This is a genomic window from Allobosea sp. P5_A5 (assembly GCF_056400625.1).
The window spans coordinates 1-14,494 of the sequence record NZ_JBFUKY010000002.1 but is presented as its reverse complement, the minus strand read 5'-3'; the positions used below and the strand labels follow the sequence as shown (position 1 = coordinate 14,494).

The window sequence follows — 14,494 nt, the reverse complement described above, 5'->3', positions numbered from 1 at the left end:
GCTGAGGGCTCGTGATGTAGCCCCGTCCCGCCAAGCGGGCAAGGCGGCGTCTTCCGCTCAGGCCGCGACGGCCGCGCGCGCCCGATCAAGCGCCAACAGCGCGAGCCCGCTCGCGACAGAGCGGAACGCGTCTCCGATATGCAGGCGTCGTGCGCCGAAGCGGCGCTCGAACAGGCCGCGCACCGCCGGAACATAGGACGTGCCGCCGGTCATGAACACCGCCTCTATGCTGCCTGGTTCGACGTCGGCCTCGGTGAGCGCGCGATCCAGCGCAACCTCGATCGCGCCGACATCCTCCGCGATCCAGCTTTCGAAGTCGGCTCGGCAGATGCGCTTCTCGATGGTGACGCCCGTCTGCTCGAAGCGCAGCGTGGTTTCGTCATGCCCCGACAACGCAATCTTGGCGGCCGAAACCGCCCGATAGAGCTCGTAGCCGAGATCGTATTCGATCACGGTCAGCAGGGCCTCGAGCTTGCCGGGCTCGACCGCGTCGCGGATCAACGCATTGAGTTCGGCCAGCGTCTCGCGGCTCTTCATCAGCGAGAGCTTGTGCCATTGCGCGAAGGCCGCGTGATAATGCGCCGGCACCGGCAGAAGCTTACCGAAGGAGCGGTACTCCGTGCCCTTGCCGAGCGCAGGCGAGATGGCGTGCTCGATGATGCGGTAGTCGAAGGTGTCGCCTGCGACGCCGACGCCGGCATGGGACAGCGGAATGGCTTCCAGCCCGCCGCGAGCACCCGGCTCGAACCGCATCACCGAAAAGTCGCTGGTGCCGCCGCCGAAATCGGCGACGAGCATGGTCTGTGGCTGCTTCAGGTCGCGCGCATACCAATAGGCGGCACCAAGCGGCTCATAGGCGAAATCGACCTGGCCCATGCCGGCCCTGGCATAGGAGCCGCGCAGCCGGCCGACCGCCAGCTCCTCGTCAGGCCGCTCGCCGGCGAAGACGACGGGCCTTCCCGAAATCAGCGGCAGGGCCGCGGCTCCCGCCAGCCCATCCATCAAATCGCCAAGGAAAACGCCGATCAGATCCTCCAGCTTGAACAGCTTTCCAAACAGGCGGGTCTCCTGGAAGGCGCGGCTGGAGAGATGCGTCTTCAACGACTGCAGGAAGCGATGCTCGCTCGTCATGCCGAGTGCCATGTCGAGCGCGTCAGGGCCGCTGACATGGGTGACGACGCTGTGAGGCGGCCGGCCTTCGCGCCAGAACATCAGCGCCGAGCGATAGGCATCGACCGCACCCTGCCTGGTCGCGAACGAGCGCGTCACGACCGCCCCGTCAGCATCCGCGAGCGCGACAACACTGTTGGTGGTGCCAAAGTCGATGCCGATGGCGGCGGGGGTCATGGCGGGTTCCTCATGTGGCGTCATGGTCGGGCTTGACCCGACCATCTCGGAAACCAGTGGACCCTGGTCACGAGATTCTCGGGTCTGCGCTTCGCTTCGCCCGAGAATGACGAGCGGAGCCGAAACAAAAGCCCGCGCGGATTGCTCCGCGCGGGCTGAATTCGAAGGCCGGCTGCTCGCGCAGCCGAAACCTTACTTCTTTTCGGGGGTCGTCGCCTTCTTGAGCGCAGCGCCCAGGATGTCGCCGAGCGAAGCGCCGGAATCGGCGGAGCCGTACTGCGCCATCGCTTCCTTCTCTTCCGCCATCTCCAGGGCTTTGACCGAGACCTGGATCTTGCGGGCCTTCTTGTCGAAGAGCACGACGCGGGCGTCGATGCGCTCGCCGGCCGCGAAGCGCTCGGGGCGCTGCTCGGCACGGTCACGCGCCAGTTCGGCCCGCTTGATGAAGGTCATCATGTCGGTGTCGGCGATCTTCACGTCGAGACCGGACTCCTTCACCTCGACCACCTCGCAGGTGACGATCTGGCCCTTCTTGAACTCGCCGGCATCCACGAAGGGATCGCCGCCGAGCTGCTTGAGGCCGAGCGAGATACGCTCCTTCTCGATGTCGATGTCGAGAACGATCGCCTGAAGGACGTCGCCCTTCTTGTACTCCTCGATGACCTGCTCGCCCGGACGGTTCCAGTCGAGATCCGAGAGATGGATCATGCCGTCGATATCGCCTTCCAGACCCAGGAACAGGCCGAACTCGGTCTTGTTCTTGACTTCGCCCTCGACCGTCGAACCGGACGGATGCTGCTCGGCGAAAACCTCCCAGGGATTGCGGAGGGTCTGCTTGAGGCCGAGCGAGATGCGGCGCTTGACGGGATCGACCTCGAGGATCGCGACGTCGACTTCCTGCGAGGTCGAGACGATCTTGCCGGGGTGGACGTTCTTCTTGGTCCAGGACATCTCGGAGACGTGGATCAGGCCTTCGATGCCCGGCTCCACTTCGACGAACGCGCCGTAATCCGTGATGTTGGTCACGCGGCCCTTGAGGCGGGTGCCGACCGGATAGCGCTCGGCGATGCCGTCCCACGGATCGGCCAGCAGCTGCTTGATGCCGAGCGAGATGCGGTGCGTGTCCTGGTTGATCTTGATGATCTTGACCTTGACCGTCTGGCCGATGGTCACGACCTCGGACGGATGGTTCACGCGGCGCCAGGCCATGTCGGTGACGTGCAGCAGGCCGTCGATGCCGCCGAGGTCAACGAAGGCACCGTATTCGGTGATGTTCTTGACGACGCCGTCGATGACCTGGCCTTCTTCGAGCGAGGCGACCAGCTCGGAACGAGCCTCGGCGCGGGTCTCTTCGAGGACGGTGCGGCGCGACACGACGATGTTGCCGCGGCGCCGATCCATCTTGAGGATCTCGAACGGCTGCGGCTGGCCCATCAGCGGGCCGACGTCGCGGATCGGGCGGATGTCGACCTGCGAACGCGGAAGGAAGGCCACGGCGCCGTCGAGGTCGACGGTGTAGCCGCCCTTGACGGTGTTGAAGATCATGCCGGTGACCTTCTCGCGGGCCTCGAAGGCCTTCTCGAGCTTGACCCAGCTTTCTTCGCGGCGGGCCTTGTCGCGCGAGATGACGGCTTCGCCGAGCGCGTTCTCGATCCGGTCCAGATAGACCTCGACCTCGTCGCCGACCTTGATGTCCTGGTCACGGCCGGGGCCGTTGAATTCCTTGACTGCGACGCGACCTTCGGTCTTCAGACCGACGTCGATGATCGCCATATCCTTCTCGATGGCGACGACGATGCCCTTGATGACAGAGCCTTCGAGGGCCTCGTTCTTGCCGAAGGATTCTTCGAGCAGGGCGGCGAAATCCTCGCGGCCTGTGTTGTAGCTTTCAACTGCGGACATGTATTCTCCTGGAAGCCGGCCGCGTATCCCGCGGATGTCCGGCGTGGCGCCTTGGGTTGGTGCTGCAGGGCGGACCACTTCCGTCGGCGCCTCCCGAGGGAAGCATCCGGCTCGTAAGACGAGCCGGTGGGCGCCAGGGCCGCCGGGTCGATCCGCGTCTTCAAAGCTCAGGCTCAAACGCGAAACGGGAGCAGACCCTAGCGGTCGCCCCCGGCTCATGATCGATCACGGCCCTTCGGACAGGGGCGGTGTAATCCAAGGCGGCGCCGGGAGCAAGCCGAGGCTGTCGAAAGCCTCACCCTGCAAACTGCATTTGGAAAACCGCCGGTGCGCGATCAGCGTCCGTCGCGCGCCCAAGTCAACGCGTCCTCGAGACGATCGTCGCCCCAGAACAACTCGCTGTCCTCGGTGACGAAGAAAGGCGCACCGAAAATGCCGATCGACTTTGCATATTCGATCTCGGCCCGCAGCCGGCCCTTGACCTCTTCGCTGCGCGACAGCGCGATTGCGGCACCGGGCTCGGCGCCCGCCTGCTTCAACGCGCCGCTGAGCACCGGCTCGTCGGCGATATTGCGCCCTTCGCAGAACTGGGCGCGGAAAATGGTTTTGGAGAAGGCCGGCGTCCAGCCTTCGTCCCGGCCCGCAAGAGCGATGCGCGCGGCGACGAGCGAGTTCTGTGGAAAATTCTCCGGCTTGTTCATCGGCACGCCCTGACGCTTGGCGCGCCTCGCCGTGTCGCGCCACATGTAGCGGCCCTTGCTGGGATACAGCGCGAAAGGCGAACCGGTCATGCCTTGCGCCGCGAAGATCGGCCCGAGCAGAAAAGGCCGCCAGCGCAAGGCCACCCCCGCCTCTTGGGCAAGCTCCTCGATTCTCATGGCGCTGAGGAAGGAATAGGGCGACGCGAATTCATACCAGAAGTCCAGAACGGGACGATTCGGCATTCAGCCTCCGAGCAGGTCGTCAGATCCATGTCGCGCGTCACGGACAGTGAAGCCCTGAACGCTCTCTCGCAAGCACGCACTCGGCATGCCGGCGGGGCGGATCGTGCAAAGCCGACCCACCCATCAAAACGAGACGCCAAATCGATCAGAATGTTCCGATTGCGTCGCACCGATCGCTGCGATAGTGCGCCATCATGTCGGAAACGCGGCCCTGCCGCCCGGCCACCGTCCATTGTCACTGCAGCGGATTTATCCGATGCCAGCGCAGGAATACGATCAGATGGCTGACAGCAGCGTGAAGAAGGTCGTCCTCGCCTATTCCGGCGGTCTCGACACCTCGATCATCCTCAAATGGCTGCAGACCACCTATGCCTGCGAGGTCGTGACCTTCACCGCCGATCTCGGCCAGGGCGAGGAGCTTGGGCCGGCGCGCGACAAGGCGCTGCTGCTCGGCATCAAGCCCGAGAACATTTATATCGAGGATCTGCGCGAGGAATTCGTACGCGATTACGTCTTCCCGATGTTCCGGGCGAACGCCGCTTATGAGGGAGTCTATCTGCTGGGCACCTCGATCGCCCGCCCGCTGATCGCCAAGAAGCTGATCGAGATCGCCGAGAAGACCGGGGCCGACGCGGTGTCCCATGGCGCCACCGGCAAGGGCAACGACCAGGTTCGCTTCGAACTCACCGCCTATGCGCTGAAGCCCGATGTCATGGTGATCGCCCCGTGGCGCGAGTGGGATCTGCGCTCGCGCGAGCAGCTGATCGAATTTGCCGAGCAGCACCAGATCCCGATTGCGAAGAACAAGCGCGGCGAGGCTCCCTTCTCCGTGGATGCCAACCTGCTGCATGCGTCTTCCGAGGGCCGCGTTCTGGAAGATCCGGCGGTCGAGGTGCCCGATTACGTCTACTCCCGCACGATCTCGCCGGAAGACGCTCCGGACACCCCGACGATCGTCACGGTCTCCTTTGAAAAGGGCGACGCGGTCGCGATCGACGGCGAAAAGCTGTCGCCCGCGACGCTGCTCGCCAAGCTCAACGATCTTGGCCGTGACAACGGGATCGGCCGGCTCGATCTCGTCGAAAATCGCTTCGTCGGCATGAAGAGCCGTGGCATGTACGAGACGCCGGGCGGCACGATCCTGGCCGCGGCACACCGGGCGATCGAGTCGATTACGCTCGATCGCGGCGCCGCCCACCTCAAGGACCAGATCATGCCGCAATATGCGGAGCTGATCTATAACGGGTTCTGGTTCTCGCCGGAGCGCGAGATGCTGCAGGCACTGATCGACAAAAGCCAGGAGTTCGTCGCCGGCGATGTGCGCCTCAAGCTCTACAAGGGCGGCGTCCACGTCATCGGCAGGTCCAGCGATTATTCGCTCTACGATCAGGACCTCGTCACCTTCGAGGAAGGCGCGGTGGCCTACGACCACCGCGATGCGGCCGGCTTCATCAAGCTCAACGCCTTGCGTCTCCGGACACTCGGCCAGCGCAAGAAGAAGCTGGGTCTCTGACGATCGGCCGGCAGGCGAAACGTCAGTCGTGGCGGCAGGCGAACCGAGGCGGCTTTGGCGCGTTGGACCTTCACCTCTTCATGTGAGTGTCCAACGCATGCGCACCGTTATCCAACTCGCCACCGCCGCTTTCATCGTGGCAACCCTCCCTGCTTTCGCTCAGGAGATTGCGCCGACCAAGCCGACAACGCCCGAGATCGCGACCTGCAAGAAAGCGGCGCTTGAGACGCTTTCTGCCAAGGAGCCCGATCTAAAGGATATCTATATCGACGAGGACGGCGCGACCGTCGCGGTGTCCGAATCCAAGATCGAGACGATCCCGGTCACGCGTATCGTGATGTCGGAGGCTTATCTCCGCACCGATCGCTCCGACAAACCGCGCCGGTTTCTCTGCCTGCTCGGTGAGAAGAACAAGGTTCTCCTGACCTTCTTCACCGCACGCTGAGCGGCATCCCTACCCGATCAGGGCTCGTCGACCACCTGGGTCGACGGGCGATCTTGACCGTCGGCGACTTCTTCGTGCCAGCGACCATCCCTGTCCTGATAGACGATGCCGTCCGTGTTGCCGGCCACCGTCTGGCGGGCAGCGGCGGCGCTAGCCGCCTTCAAAGCGGCCTCGTGCGAGCCGAACGTCTCGGACAGGACATCGCCGACCTTGTAGGCCCAACCGCCATCATGCTCGACGACTTCATACCGGACGTTGCTCATGGCGCTCTCCTGATTGTGGGAAGGAAACGACGACGCGCCCGTCGGGTTCCGGCTAGTCGCCGTTGCCGCTGTCGGCCGCACGCAGACTGTCGAGCGCCGGCATCGAAGTGATGTGGTAGCCGGCGTCGACATGGTGGATGTCGCCAGTCACGCCGCCCGACAGGTTGGACAGGTAGTACAACGCCGCGCCGCCGATCTCGTCCAGCGTCACGGATTTGCGCAGCGGCGAGTTGTCCCGCTGCCAGGAGAGCATGGCGCGCGCGTCGGAAATGCCAGCGCCTGCGAGCGTTCGCACCGGCCCGGGCGAAAGCGCGTTGACGCGGATGCCGCGCGGGCCGAAATCGCCGGCGAGATAGCGGACGCTGGCCTCCAGCGCCGCCTTGGCCACGCCCATGACGTTGTAATTCGGCATGATGCGCATCGAGCCGCCATAGGTCAGCGTCAGAATGCTGCCGCCATGCGGCATGCGGGCGGCGGCGCGCTTGGCCGCCTCCGTGAAGGAGAAGCAGGAGATCACCATGGTCCGCGAGAAATTCTCGCGGCTGGTATCGGCGTAGAGCCCCTTGAGCTCGTTTTTATCCGAGAAACCGATGGCGTGGACGATGAAGTCGAGCGTGTTGCGCTCAGGGTCAGCGCCCCAGGCCTTATCGACATCAGCGAAGGCTGCATCGACCGAGGCAATATCCTCGACATCGCAGGGAATGACGAGATCCGACCCAATGCTCTGCGCCAGCGGCTTTACGCGTTTGCCGAGCGCTTCCCCCTGATAGGTGAAGGCCAGCTCCGCGCCATGGGCGTGCAGCGTGCGGGCGATGCCCCATGCGATCGAGTTCTGGTTGGCGACCCCCATGACGAGGCCGCGCTTGTTGTGCATCAAAGGAAGCATCGTGCCCTCACGCCTCCAGGCGTTTCATCACGATGGTCGCGTTGGTGCCGCCGAAGCCGAATGAGTTGGAAAGCACGCAGCCTAGGCCCGCATCGTCGATGCGCTTGCGCACGATCGGCATGTCGGCGAAGGCCGGGTCCAGTTCGTCGATATGGGCGCTTTCGCAGATGAAGTCGTTGTTGAGCATCAGCAGCGAGTAGATCGCCTCCTGCACGCCGGTGGCGCCGAGCGAATGCCCCGTCAGCGACTTCGTCGCCGCGATCGGGGGTGATTTCTCGCCGGCACCGAACACCTCGCGGATCGCCTCCATCTCCTTGGCGTCACCGACCGGAGTCGAGGTGCCGTGCGGGTTGATGTAGTCGATCTTCGCGTTGACGCCTTCCAGCGCCATCTTCATGCAACGCACCGCGCCCTCGCCCGAGGGAGCGACCATGTCGTAACCGTCCGAGGTCGCGCCGTAGCCGACGATCTCGCCATAGATCTTGGCGCCACGGGCCTTCGCGTGCTCCAGCTCCTCCAGCACGACGACACCGGCGCCGCCAGCGATGACGAAGCCGTCGCGGGCGACGTCATAGGCGCGGGACGCCACTGCCGGGCGGTCGTTATAGTCCGACGACATCGCGCCCATCGCGTCGAAGAGGACGGATAGCGTCCAGTCCAGCTCCTCGCAGCCGCCGGCGAAGATCATATCCTGCTTGCCCCACTGGATCAGCTCGTAAGCGTTGCCGATGCAGTGGTTGGAGGTCGCGCAGGCCGACGAGATCGAATAGTTCACGCCCTTGATCTTGAACCAGGTGGCAAGCGTGGCCGACGCCGTCGAGGACATGCCCTTGGGCACGGCGAAGGGGCCGACCTTCTTGGACGAACCGCTCTCGCGAGCCTTGTCGTAAGCGTCGATCAGGGCGCGAGTGGACGGGCCGCCCGAGCCCATGATGATGCCGGTACGATCATGGCTGATCTCACCCTGCTCAAGGCCCGCATCCGCGATCGCCTGTTCCATCGCGACCTGATTCCAGGCGGAACCGCCGCCGTGAAAGCGCATGGCGCGGCGGTCCAGCACCGTCGCGGGATCGAGCGTGGGCACGCCGGCGACCTGGCTGCGAAAGCCGTGGGCCGCGAATTCGGGCACATGGCTGATGCCGGACTTGGCCTCACGCAGCGAGGACAGCACCTCCTGCGTGTTGTTGCCGATGGACGAGACGATGCCCATCCCGGTGACGACGACGCGCCTCATGATGGCTTCACTCCAGCTTTCAGCGGGCGGTGCAGCAAGCGCGCACGCCTGGGATCATATCGCGCAAATGGACCGCATGAGCGGGGCGCGCAAGGTGAGGCGCCGGTTTTTCGCCGGCGGCGTCGTTCAGGCGGCTTCGGGCTTGAACAGGCCGACACGCATGTCACTGACCGTGTAGATCCGCTTGCCGTCGGCCTCGAGCCAGCCATCGGCGATGCCCAGCACCAGCTTCGACTTGAAGACGCGCTTGAAGTCGACGCCGTAGACGACGCGCTTGACCGATGGCAGCACTTGGTCGGCGAACTTGACCTCGCCGACGCCGAGCGCCCTGCCCCGGCCCGGCAGGCCGAGCCAGCCGAGGAAGAAGCCTGTGAGCTGCCAGAGCGCATCGAGGCCAAGGCAGCCCGGCATGACGGGATCGCCCTTGAAGTGACAATCGAAGAACCAGAGGTCTGGCTTGACGTCGAATTCGGCGCGTACAAGCCCCTTGCCGTGCTCGCCGCCTGCTTCCGCGATCTCGCTGATGCGATCGAACATCAGCATCGGCGGCAAAGGCAGCTGCGCATTGCCCGGCCCGAACAGCTCCCCACGGCCGCAGGCGAGGATCTCCTCATAGCTGAAAGACGACTGGCGCTGCATTCCCACTCCGTAGCCTGGCGCGACCGTTTCGCCCGGTCGCCATCCGCCCGTGCCTAACACAGCGACCGGCGAAAACGAAAGGGTTCAGCCACGCCGCCCACATGCTGTGCCACAGAGGCCCCGATTGAGCCGCTTGCGGGAAAGCAGCCGCGCGCTTAACTTACTGGAATGTTTCCAAACACGCACGAAGCCGGTCTGTCCGTCGAAGGGCAAGGCTCTGCCGCCTCGACCGTCCAGGATGAGAGCGATGGTCAGCTGACCCGACAGGGCTGCCCGTTCCATGACGTGCGTCAGCGGCTGCGGCGCGTGGGCTTGCGCCCGACGCGCCAGCGCATCTCCTTGGGCTGGGTGCTCTATGCCAAGGGCGACCGGCATGTCAGCGCCGAAATCTTGTTTGAAGAAGCTATGCGAGAGCGGATTCCGGTCTCTCTTGCGACGATCTACAACACGCTGCGCCAGTTCACCGATGCCGGCATGCTGCGCGAGCTCTCGATCGACGGCAGCAAGACCTATTTCGACACGGCGGTGCATGACCACCATCATTTCGTGATCGAGGATGAGAACCGCGTCATCGACATCCCCGCGCGCGATATCTCGATGGCGAGCCTGCCGACCCCGCCGCAGGGCTACGAGATCGCGCATGTCGATGTCGTCGTAAGGCTGCGCAAAATCCAGGCTTGAGCGGCGAGCGGCGCCTCCTCAGTCGACCTTCTCGTTCGGGTAGACTCCCCAGAGCTTTTCCTGTGGAATGAAACCGTTGACGTTGCGGACCGCAACGCGGCACCAGGCCTTTTCGCAAGAGCTGACGCTCATCACCACGCCAGGCTGCAATTCGGCAACGATCGCGGCGTCCGCGGCGGCTCCGCTGCGCAGCGGCAGGATTTCCTGCTTGTTTCTCGCCCAGGGCGCGACGAGCGCCGTGCGCTTTCCCGACAGAAGGCTGTGCAGCACCCAGCCTTCGGCGCCATCCGAATCGCGCACACGTCGCCAGGTTTCGAATTCCGCGGTGATTTCCACGGGGAGGCCGGCGCGCTGATAGACCCAGCGCGTGCGATGTTCCTTCGACGGTCCCTCGCGCAGGTTCACGCGGTCGGTCTTCAAGCTGACATAGCGCGGCACCGGCAAACCGGTGACGGACCCGGCCTGCATGTCCTGCGCGCGCGCTCCCGTAGCAGCCATGAGCGCGAAAACGGCGGCTCCGATCAATCTGCGCATCGGCATCCCGCCGCTCTCCTCATTGCCTCGCCGCCTCAGGCAAAGGGTCAAGTTGTCTTCCGCCGTCCTCCCGCCTAGACAAAAAGTGGCGGACACGACGACCGCTCCATTCCTGCCCCGCCAGGGTTAATGGCAGGTTGAGGATCGGCAGCGGCAGTGGCGAGTGGAGGAGACAGCATGTCGAAGACAAAGCCGCTGGTCGTAGTGACACGCAAGCTGCCGGCCGTGGTGGAGACGCGCATGCGCGAACTCTTCGACGCCAGGCTCAATCTCGACGACAAGCCGCTTTCTCAGGCGGCGTTGGTCGAAGCCGTGAAAATCGCCGACGTGCTTGTGCCGACCGTGACCGACCGGATCGATGCCAGCGTCATCGCCCAGGCCGGCGACCAGCTCAGGCTCATCGCCAATTTCGGCAATGGTGTCGACAACATCGACGTCGCCAGCGCCGTGCAGCGCGGCATCACCGTGACCAATACACCGGGCGTGCTGACCGACGACACCGCCGACATGACGATCGCGCTTATTCTGGCTGTCGCCCGCCGCATCGTCGAGGGCGCCCATGTCATTCCGGATGACGAATGGAGCGGCTGGTCGCCGACCTGGATGCTGGGCCGGCGCATCACCGGAAAGCGGCTCGGCATCGTCGGCATGGGCCGCATCGGCCAGGCGCTGGCACGCCGCGCCGCCGCCTTCGGCCTGTCGATCCATTATCACAACCGGCGCCGCGTCGATCCGCGCATCGAGGAGAAGCTCGACGCGACCTATTGGGATTCGCTCGACCAGATGCTGGCACGCATGGACATCGTCTCAGTCAACTGCCCCCACACGCCCGCGACCTATCACCTGCTGTCGGCGCGCCGGCTCAAGCTGATGAAGCCCGATGCCATCCTGGTGAACACCGCGCGCGGCGAGGTCGTCGACGAGACGGCGCTCGCACGCATGCTGGAGGCGGGAGAACTCGCCGGCGCGGGGCTCGATGTGTTCGAGCAGGAGCCCGCGATCAATCCGCGTCTGCTCAAACTCGCGCGCCAGCATAAGGTCGTGGTGCTGCCGCATATGGGCTCCGCCACCCATGAAGGGCGCGCGGATATGGGCGAGAAGGTCATCGTCAACATCAAGACCTTCATGGACGGCCACAAGCCGCCGGACCGCGTGCTGCCGAGCATGCTCTAGGCGGCAATGGCCCGGCAGCAGCGAACGCTCAGCCCATGATCGAGGCCACAAGCCTCGGCCAGTCCTCATAACGATCGAATACGCTCACCGCGCCGGTCGCCTCCAGGCGCTCGCGCGTGCCAGCCTTGTCGTGCGCGGCTCCGGTGAAGCCCACGACCCGCATCCCGGCCGCACGGGCCGCCACCACGCCGGGCACCGAATCCTCCAGCACGAGGCAGTTCGCAGGTGAGGCCCCCATCTGCGCCGCCGTGAACAGGAAGACATCCGGCGCCGGTTTGCCGCGCGCGACCTGCGAGGCCGAGAACACATGCGGATCGAACAGGTCGATCAATCCGGCAAGCGCCAGATTCTGCCGCAGCGGCTCCAGCGTCGTCGAGGAGGCTACGCAGCGCGCGGCCGAAATCCGGCTCACAGCCTCACGGACCCCCGGCAGGGCACGAGCTTCCCCGGCAAGCCGAGCAGCGACGCCCGCCTCGGCCCTTTCCTCGAAATCGGCCGGCAGCGGTCGTCCCAGCGCCGCTTCGATGATCTTGAAGCCGTCGGCGAGCGGAATGCCCACGAGGCTGCGGACATAATCCTCGATGGTCCAGGCCGTCAGCCCGATCTCGTGGCACAACGCCAGCGTGACCTCGGCATAGACCGTCTCGGTATCGATCAGCGTCCCATCGCAATCATAGATGACCAGATCGAGCGGCATCGCGAATGATGTAGCGGGTCAGTTGGCGCAGCAATCAGCCGGCGCGGACGGTGTCGAACTGGCCGGTCTTGCGGAAGCGCCAGAGATAGGACGGGATTTCGACCTCGGCCGAAACGGGAGCGATGCCCAGACCGGGCAAATCGCGCCCGTCCTTCCGGGCCGCGTCCGAGACGACATTGTCGTGGCCAAGCAGGATGACCTGGTCGCGGGTCAGTTTGAGCTCATTCGGCAGCAGGCCGAGCGTCAACAGGTCAACCACCTCGAGCACGCGTGCCAGAATGCCGGCAACCGCCAACGGCAAGGGCGCGAACAGTCGCTTACGGCCAGTGACCTTGCAGATGTTCTCGACGATCTGACGCAGGCTCAGAACCTCCGGGCCGCCCAATTCATAGGTGCTGCCGGCCTCGACCTTGCCGTCCACGGCGAGCGCTACGGCCTCTGCGACGTCGCCGACGAAGACCGGCTGGAACCTGGTCTCGCCACTGCCGACCAGCGGCAGGACCGGCATCATCCGCGCCATCGAAGCGAAGCGATTGAAGAAATCATCGTCCGGCCCGAACATCACCGACGGCCGCAGCACGATCGCGGACGGAACGAGCTGGCGAACGACCGCCTCTCCCTCCCCCTTGCTGCGGGCATAGAGTGAGCGCGAGCCGGAATCGGCCCCGAGCGCCGACATCTGCACGAGCCTGGCGATGCCTGCGGCGGCGCAGGCCTGTGCGACGGTGCGGGCGCCATTGGCCTGGACGGCCGCGAAACTCTGGCGTCCCCGTTCGTTCATGATGCCGACCAGGTTGATCACCGCATCGGCGCCGCGCACGGCGGCCGCGACGGACGCGGGATAACGAAGGTTGGCCTGGACAGCATGGATCTGACCGACCATGCCGAGCGGCTGCAGAAAGCCGGCGAGATCGGGCCGGCGGACCGCGACGCGCACACGGTAACCGCGCTTGACCAGCGCCCGGACGACATGACGGCCGACGAACCCCGAGCCGCCGAAGACCGTGACGAGTTGCTGGGCCGGGATTTGCGTGGCCATCGGAAAAGCTCCGTTTAGAACCGTTCCGCCCTCCTAGATCATGTTCGGCGAAAGTGGAATGGCTTTTGCGCTGCGCTCTGAGATCGTGGCAGCGCCGGATCCCGTCGCCGATGACCCGAAGCGCTTCCCGACGCGCGGATGATTCGGCAGTCCCGCCTGCTGAACGACGATTTTGTGCCTCAGGATTACACGCCCTCCGGTAGCCACCCCCGGGCAGCCGCTCAAGGACCAGCTCTCAATTTACGCCGCAGCTCGCCGAAACTAGCCATAGCGGCTGCTTCTACCGATCTGTCGCCCAACCATCGGTCATAGCGCTGTAATAATTGCGGCAAGCCCGTTGACACCACGCCATCCCCCCCCTAAACGAACCGCCGTTGCCCAGGTGGCGGAATTGGTAGACGCACCAGCTTCAGGTGCTGGCGCCTGCAAGGGCGTGGAGGTTCGAGTCCTCTCCTGGGCACCACTCTTTTTCGCGTTTCGCGTCAAAGAGTTCAGCATTGATAACGAGTTGCATGGTATCCGCTTTGACACTGCGGTTTGACACCATGGCTCTTGCAATGTCCCGACCCTTCACTACCAAGCAGGGTTCCTACTACCTGAATGTGAAGGTGCCGCTGGCCCTTCGCCCGCTCGCCAAGGGGCAGCGGGTCAGCCTCCCTGTGGATGGCGAGCACCACACGGTGGTCGTCGGCGACAAGGTCGTCCTCTCTCTACGGACCAAAGAGGCCAAAATCGCCAAGGAGCGTTTTCCCCTCGCGCTCAAAGCCCTCAACACGTTCTTCGACGCGCTTGGCCAGCCGCTCCGGAGCCTCAGCCGGGTCGAGGCCCGCGCCCTCGCCGGTGAGCTCTACAAGCAGGCGGTCGGCGATCTCGATCACGACGACGCGCTCGCCGATGAGGTCGAAGCGTATCGCGACGAAGTCGCCGCCACGGCAAAGCATCACCGTTCTAGGGTCTGGACTCATAACCAGTAGCTGACGGTCGCTGCGATGCAGACTGCTGCGAGGAAGTTGACGGCGTTTCGATCGTATCGCGTGGCGACGCGGCGGAAATCCTTGAGGCGGCAGAACATCCGTTCGATGGCGTTGCGGTCGCGGTAGAGGACCGGGGAGAAGCAGTTCTTCCAGCGCCGGTTGGCCTTGGGCGGGATGTTGGGCATGGTGCCGTTCTCCTCGACCTGCCGGCGGATGGCGTTGC

The 14,494-nt window shown here is 64.7% G+C and carries 15 protein-coding genes, 1 tRNA gene and 1 pseudogene; 6 read left to right on the top strand and 11 right to left on the bottom strand.

From position 1 onward, the window contains the following. Positions 1-57 precede the first annotated feature (57 nt). From AC1DR6_RS03595 to AC1DR6_RS03585, 3 genes are all read right to left on the bottom strand, one after another. Positions 58-1,347 carry an Hsp70 family protein gene (locus tag AC1DR6_RS03595; RefSeq protein WP_476827824.1) on the bottom strand — a complete coding sequence of 430 codons (1,290 nt, stop codon included), beginning with the start codon at positions 1,345-1,347 and terminating at the stop codon, positions 58-60. Positions 1,348-1,539: 192 nt separating this feature from the next. Continuing rightward, entirely contained in the window at positions 1,540-3,249 is a 1,710-nt protein-coding gene (gene rpsA, locus AC1DR6_RS03590) for a 30S ribosomal protein S1 (RefSeq protein ID WP_476827823.1), read from the bottom strand. A 335-nt stretch (positions 3,250-3,584) separates the two neighbouring features. Then, complete coding sequence (locus AC1DR6_RS03585) at positions 3,585-4,193, bottom strand: DsbA family protein (RefSeq protein ID WP_476827822.1); 609 nt, start codon at positions 4,191-4,193, stop codon at positions 3,585-3,587. A 280-nt stretch (positions 4,194-4,473) separates the two neighbouring features. Between AC1DR6_RS03585 and AC1DR6_RS03580 the strand changes: the two genes are divergently transcribed. After that, positions 4,474-5,706 carry an argininosuccinate synthase gene (locus tag AC1DR6_RS03580; protein ID WP_476827821.1) on the top strand — a complete coding sequence of 411 codons (1,233 nt, stop codon included), beginning with the start codon at positions 4,474-4,476 and terminating at the stop codon, positions 5,704-5,706. Between the two features lie 97 nt (positions 5,707-5,803). Beyond that, positions 5,804-6,151: a hypothetical protein gene (locus tag AC1DR6_RS03575; protein WP_476827820.1), complete on the top strand. Its 348-nt coding sequence runs from the start codon at positions 5,804-5,806 to the stop codon at positions 6,149-6,151. Between the two features lie 17 nt (positions 6,152-6,168). Here the strand turns inward: AC1DR6_RS03575 and AC1DR6_RS03570 are convergent, their stop codons facing one another. The 4 genes from AC1DR6_RS03570 to fabA form a co-directional block, all read right to left on the bottom strand. Then, positions 6,169-6,414: a DUF2188 domain-containing protein gene (locus AC1DR6_RS03570; protein WP_476827819.1), complete on the bottom strand. Its 246-nt coding sequence runs from the start codon at positions 6,412-6,414 to the stop codon at positions 6,169-6,171. A gap of 52 nt (positions 6,415-6,466) precedes the next feature. After that, on the bottom strand, positions 6,467-7,300 hold the full coding sequence (gene fabI, locus AC1DR6_RS03565) for an enoyl-ACP reductase FabI (protein WP_476827818.1): 834 nt from the start codon (positions 7,298-7,300) through the stop codon (positions 6,467-6,469). Positions 7,301-7,307: 7 nt separating this feature from the next. Beyond that, a complete protein-coding gene (fabB, locus tag AC1DR6_RS03560; protein WP_476827817.1) occupies positions 7,308-8,534 on the bottom strand; it encodes a beta-ketoacyl-ACP synthase I in 1,227 nt (408 codons plus the stop codon). A 126-nt stretch (positions 8,535-8,660) separates the two neighbouring features. Continuing rightward, the gene (gene fabA / locus AC1DR6_RS03555) at positions 8,661-9,173 is read right to left on the bottom strand and encodes a 3-hydroxyacyl-[acyl-carrier-protein] dehydratase FabA (RefSeq protein WP_476827816.1); all 513 of its coding nucleotides are present in this window, start codon (positions 9,171-9,173) and stop codon (positions 8,661-8,663) included. A gap of 168 nt (positions 9,174-9,341) precedes the next feature. Between fabA and irrA the strand changes: the two genes are divergently transcribed. After that, positions 9,342-9,854 (top strand): iron response transcriptional regulator IrrA, encoded by a 513-nt coding sequence (irrA, locus tag AC1DR6_RS03550; RefSeq protein WP_476827815.1) that lies wholly within the window; start codon positions 9,342-9,344, stop codon positions 9,852-9,854. A gap of 18 nt (positions 9,855-9,872) precedes the next feature. On the opposite strand, the gene AC1DR6_RS03545 is transcribed toward irrA, so the two are convergent. Beyond that, positions 9,873-10,394 carry an SH3 domain-containing protein gene (locus tag AC1DR6_RS03545; protein ID WP_476827814.1) on the bottom strand — a complete coding sequence of 174 codons (522 nt, stop codon included), beginning with the start codon at positions 10,392-10,394 and terminating at the stop codon, positions 9,873-9,875. 171 nt (positions 10,395-10,565) lie between these two features. Here AC1DR6_RS03545 and AC1DR6_RS03540 point away from each other — a divergent pair, with 171 nt between their 5' ends. Next, the gene (locus AC1DR6_RS03540; protein WP_476827813.1) at positions 10,566-11,561 is read left to right on the top strand and encodes a 2-hydroxyacid dehydrogenase; all 996 of its coding nucleotides are present in this window, start codon (positions 10,566-10,568) and stop codon (positions 11,559-11,561) included. Between the two features lie 28 nt (positions 11,562-11,589). Here the strand turns inward: AC1DR6_RS03540 and AC1DR6_RS03535 are convergent, their stop codons facing one another. Next, positions 11,590-12,258, bottom strand: coding sequence for an HAD family hydrolase (locus AC1DR6_RS03535; protein WP_476827812.1), 669 nt, complete (start codon positions 12,256-12,258; stop codon positions 11,590-11,592). 34 nt (positions 12,259-12,292) lie between these two features. After that, a complete protein-coding gene (locus AC1DR6_RS03530; RefSeq protein WP_476827811.1) occupies positions 12,293-13,297 on the bottom strand; it encodes a complex I NDUFA9 subunit family protein in 1,005 nt (334 codons plus the stop codon). A 376-nt stretch (positions 13,298-13,673) separates the two neighbouring features. Here AC1DR6_RS03530 and AC1DR6_RS03525 point away from each other — a divergent pair. Together AC1DR6_RS03525 and AC1DR6_RS03520 are read left to right on the top strand one after the other, a co-directional pair. Continuing rightward, positions 13,674-13,760 (top strand) — tRNA-Leu (locus AC1DR6_RS03525). Between the two features lie 94 nt (positions 13,761-13,854). Continuing rightward, positions 13,855-14,271 (top strand): hypothetical protein, encoded by a 417-nt coding sequence (locus AC1DR6_RS03520; RefSeq protein ID WP_476827810.1) that lies wholly within the window; start codon positions 13,855-13,857, stop codon positions 14,269-14,271. On the opposite strand, the pseudogene AC1DR6_RS03515 reads toward AC1DR6_RS03520, so the two are convergent. Further along, positions 14,259-14,494, bottom strand: a pseudogene (locus AC1DR6_RS03515) (IS5/IS1182 family transposase); the annotation flags it as partial. The gene AC1DR6_RS03520 and the pseudogene AC1DR6_RS03515 sit on opposite strands and share 13 nt — an antisense overlap.

What these genes read in the sequence shown, in the direction of transcription:
- AC1DR6_RS03595 (WP_476827824.1), bottom strand. Translation starts at nt 1,347, where the DNA reads ATGACCCCCGCCGCCATCGGCATCGACTTTGGCACCACCAACAGTGTT.
- rpsA (WP_476827823.1), bottom strand. Translation starts at nt 3,249, where the DNA reads ATGTCCGCAGTTGAAAGCTACAACACAGGCCGCGAGGATTTCGCCGCC.
- AC1DR6_RS03585 (WP_476827822.1), bottom strand. Translation starts at nt 4,193, where the DNA reads ATGCCGAATCGTCCCGTTCTGGACTTCTGGTATGAATTCGCGTCGCCC.
- AC1DR6_RS03580 (WP_476827821.1), top strand. Translation starts at nt 4,474, where the DNA reads ATGGCTGACAGCAGCGTGAAGAAGGTCGTCCTCGCCTATTCCGGCGGT.
- AC1DR6_RS03575 (WP_476827820.1), top strand. Translation starts at nt 5,804, where the DNA reads ATGCGCACCGTTATCCAACTCGCCACCGCCGCTTTCATCGTGGCAACC.
- AC1DR6_RS03570 (WP_476827819.1), bottom strand. Translation starts at nt 6,414, where the DNA reads ATGAGCAACGTCCGGTATGAAGTCGTCGAGCATGATGGCGGTTGGGCC.
- fabI (WP_476827818.1), bottom strand. Translation starts at nt 7,300, where the DNA reads ATGCTTCCTTTGATGCACAACAAGCGCGGCCTCGTCATGGGGGTCGCC.
- fabB (WP_476827817.1), bottom strand. Translation starts at nt 8,534, where the DNA reads ATGAGGCGCGTCGTCGTCACCGGGATGGGCATCGTCTCGTCCATCGGC.
- fabA (WP_476827816.1), bottom strand. Translation starts at nt 9,173, where the DNA reads ATGCAGCGCCAGTCGTCTTTCAGCTATGAGGAGATCCTCGCCTGCGGC.
- irrA (WP_476827815.1), top strand. Translation starts at nt 9,342, where the DNA reads ATGTTTCCAAACACGCACGAAGCCGGTCTGTCCGTCGAAGGGCAAGGC.
- AC1DR6_RS03545 (WP_476827814.1), bottom strand. Translation starts at nt 10,394, where the DNA reads ATGCCGATGCGCAGATTGATCGGAGCCGCCGTTTTCGCGCTCATGGCT.
- AC1DR6_RS03540 (WP_476827813.1), top strand. Translation starts at nt 10,566, where the DNA reads ATGTCGAAGACAAAGCCGCTGGTCGTAGTGACACGCAAGCTGCCGGCC.
- AC1DR6_RS03535 (WP_476827812.1), bottom strand. Translation starts at nt 12,258, where the DNA reads ATGCCGCTCGATCTGGTCATCTATGATTGCGATGGGACGCTGATCGAT.
- AC1DR6_RS03530 (WP_476827811.1), bottom strand. Translation starts at nt 13,297, where the DNA reads ATGGCCACGCAAATCCCGGCCCAGCAACTCGTCACGGTCTTCGGCGGC.
- AC1DR6_RS03520 (WP_476827810.1), top strand. Translation starts at nt 13,855, where the DNA reads ATGTCCCGACCCTTCACTACCAAGCAGGGTTCCTACTACCTGAATGTG.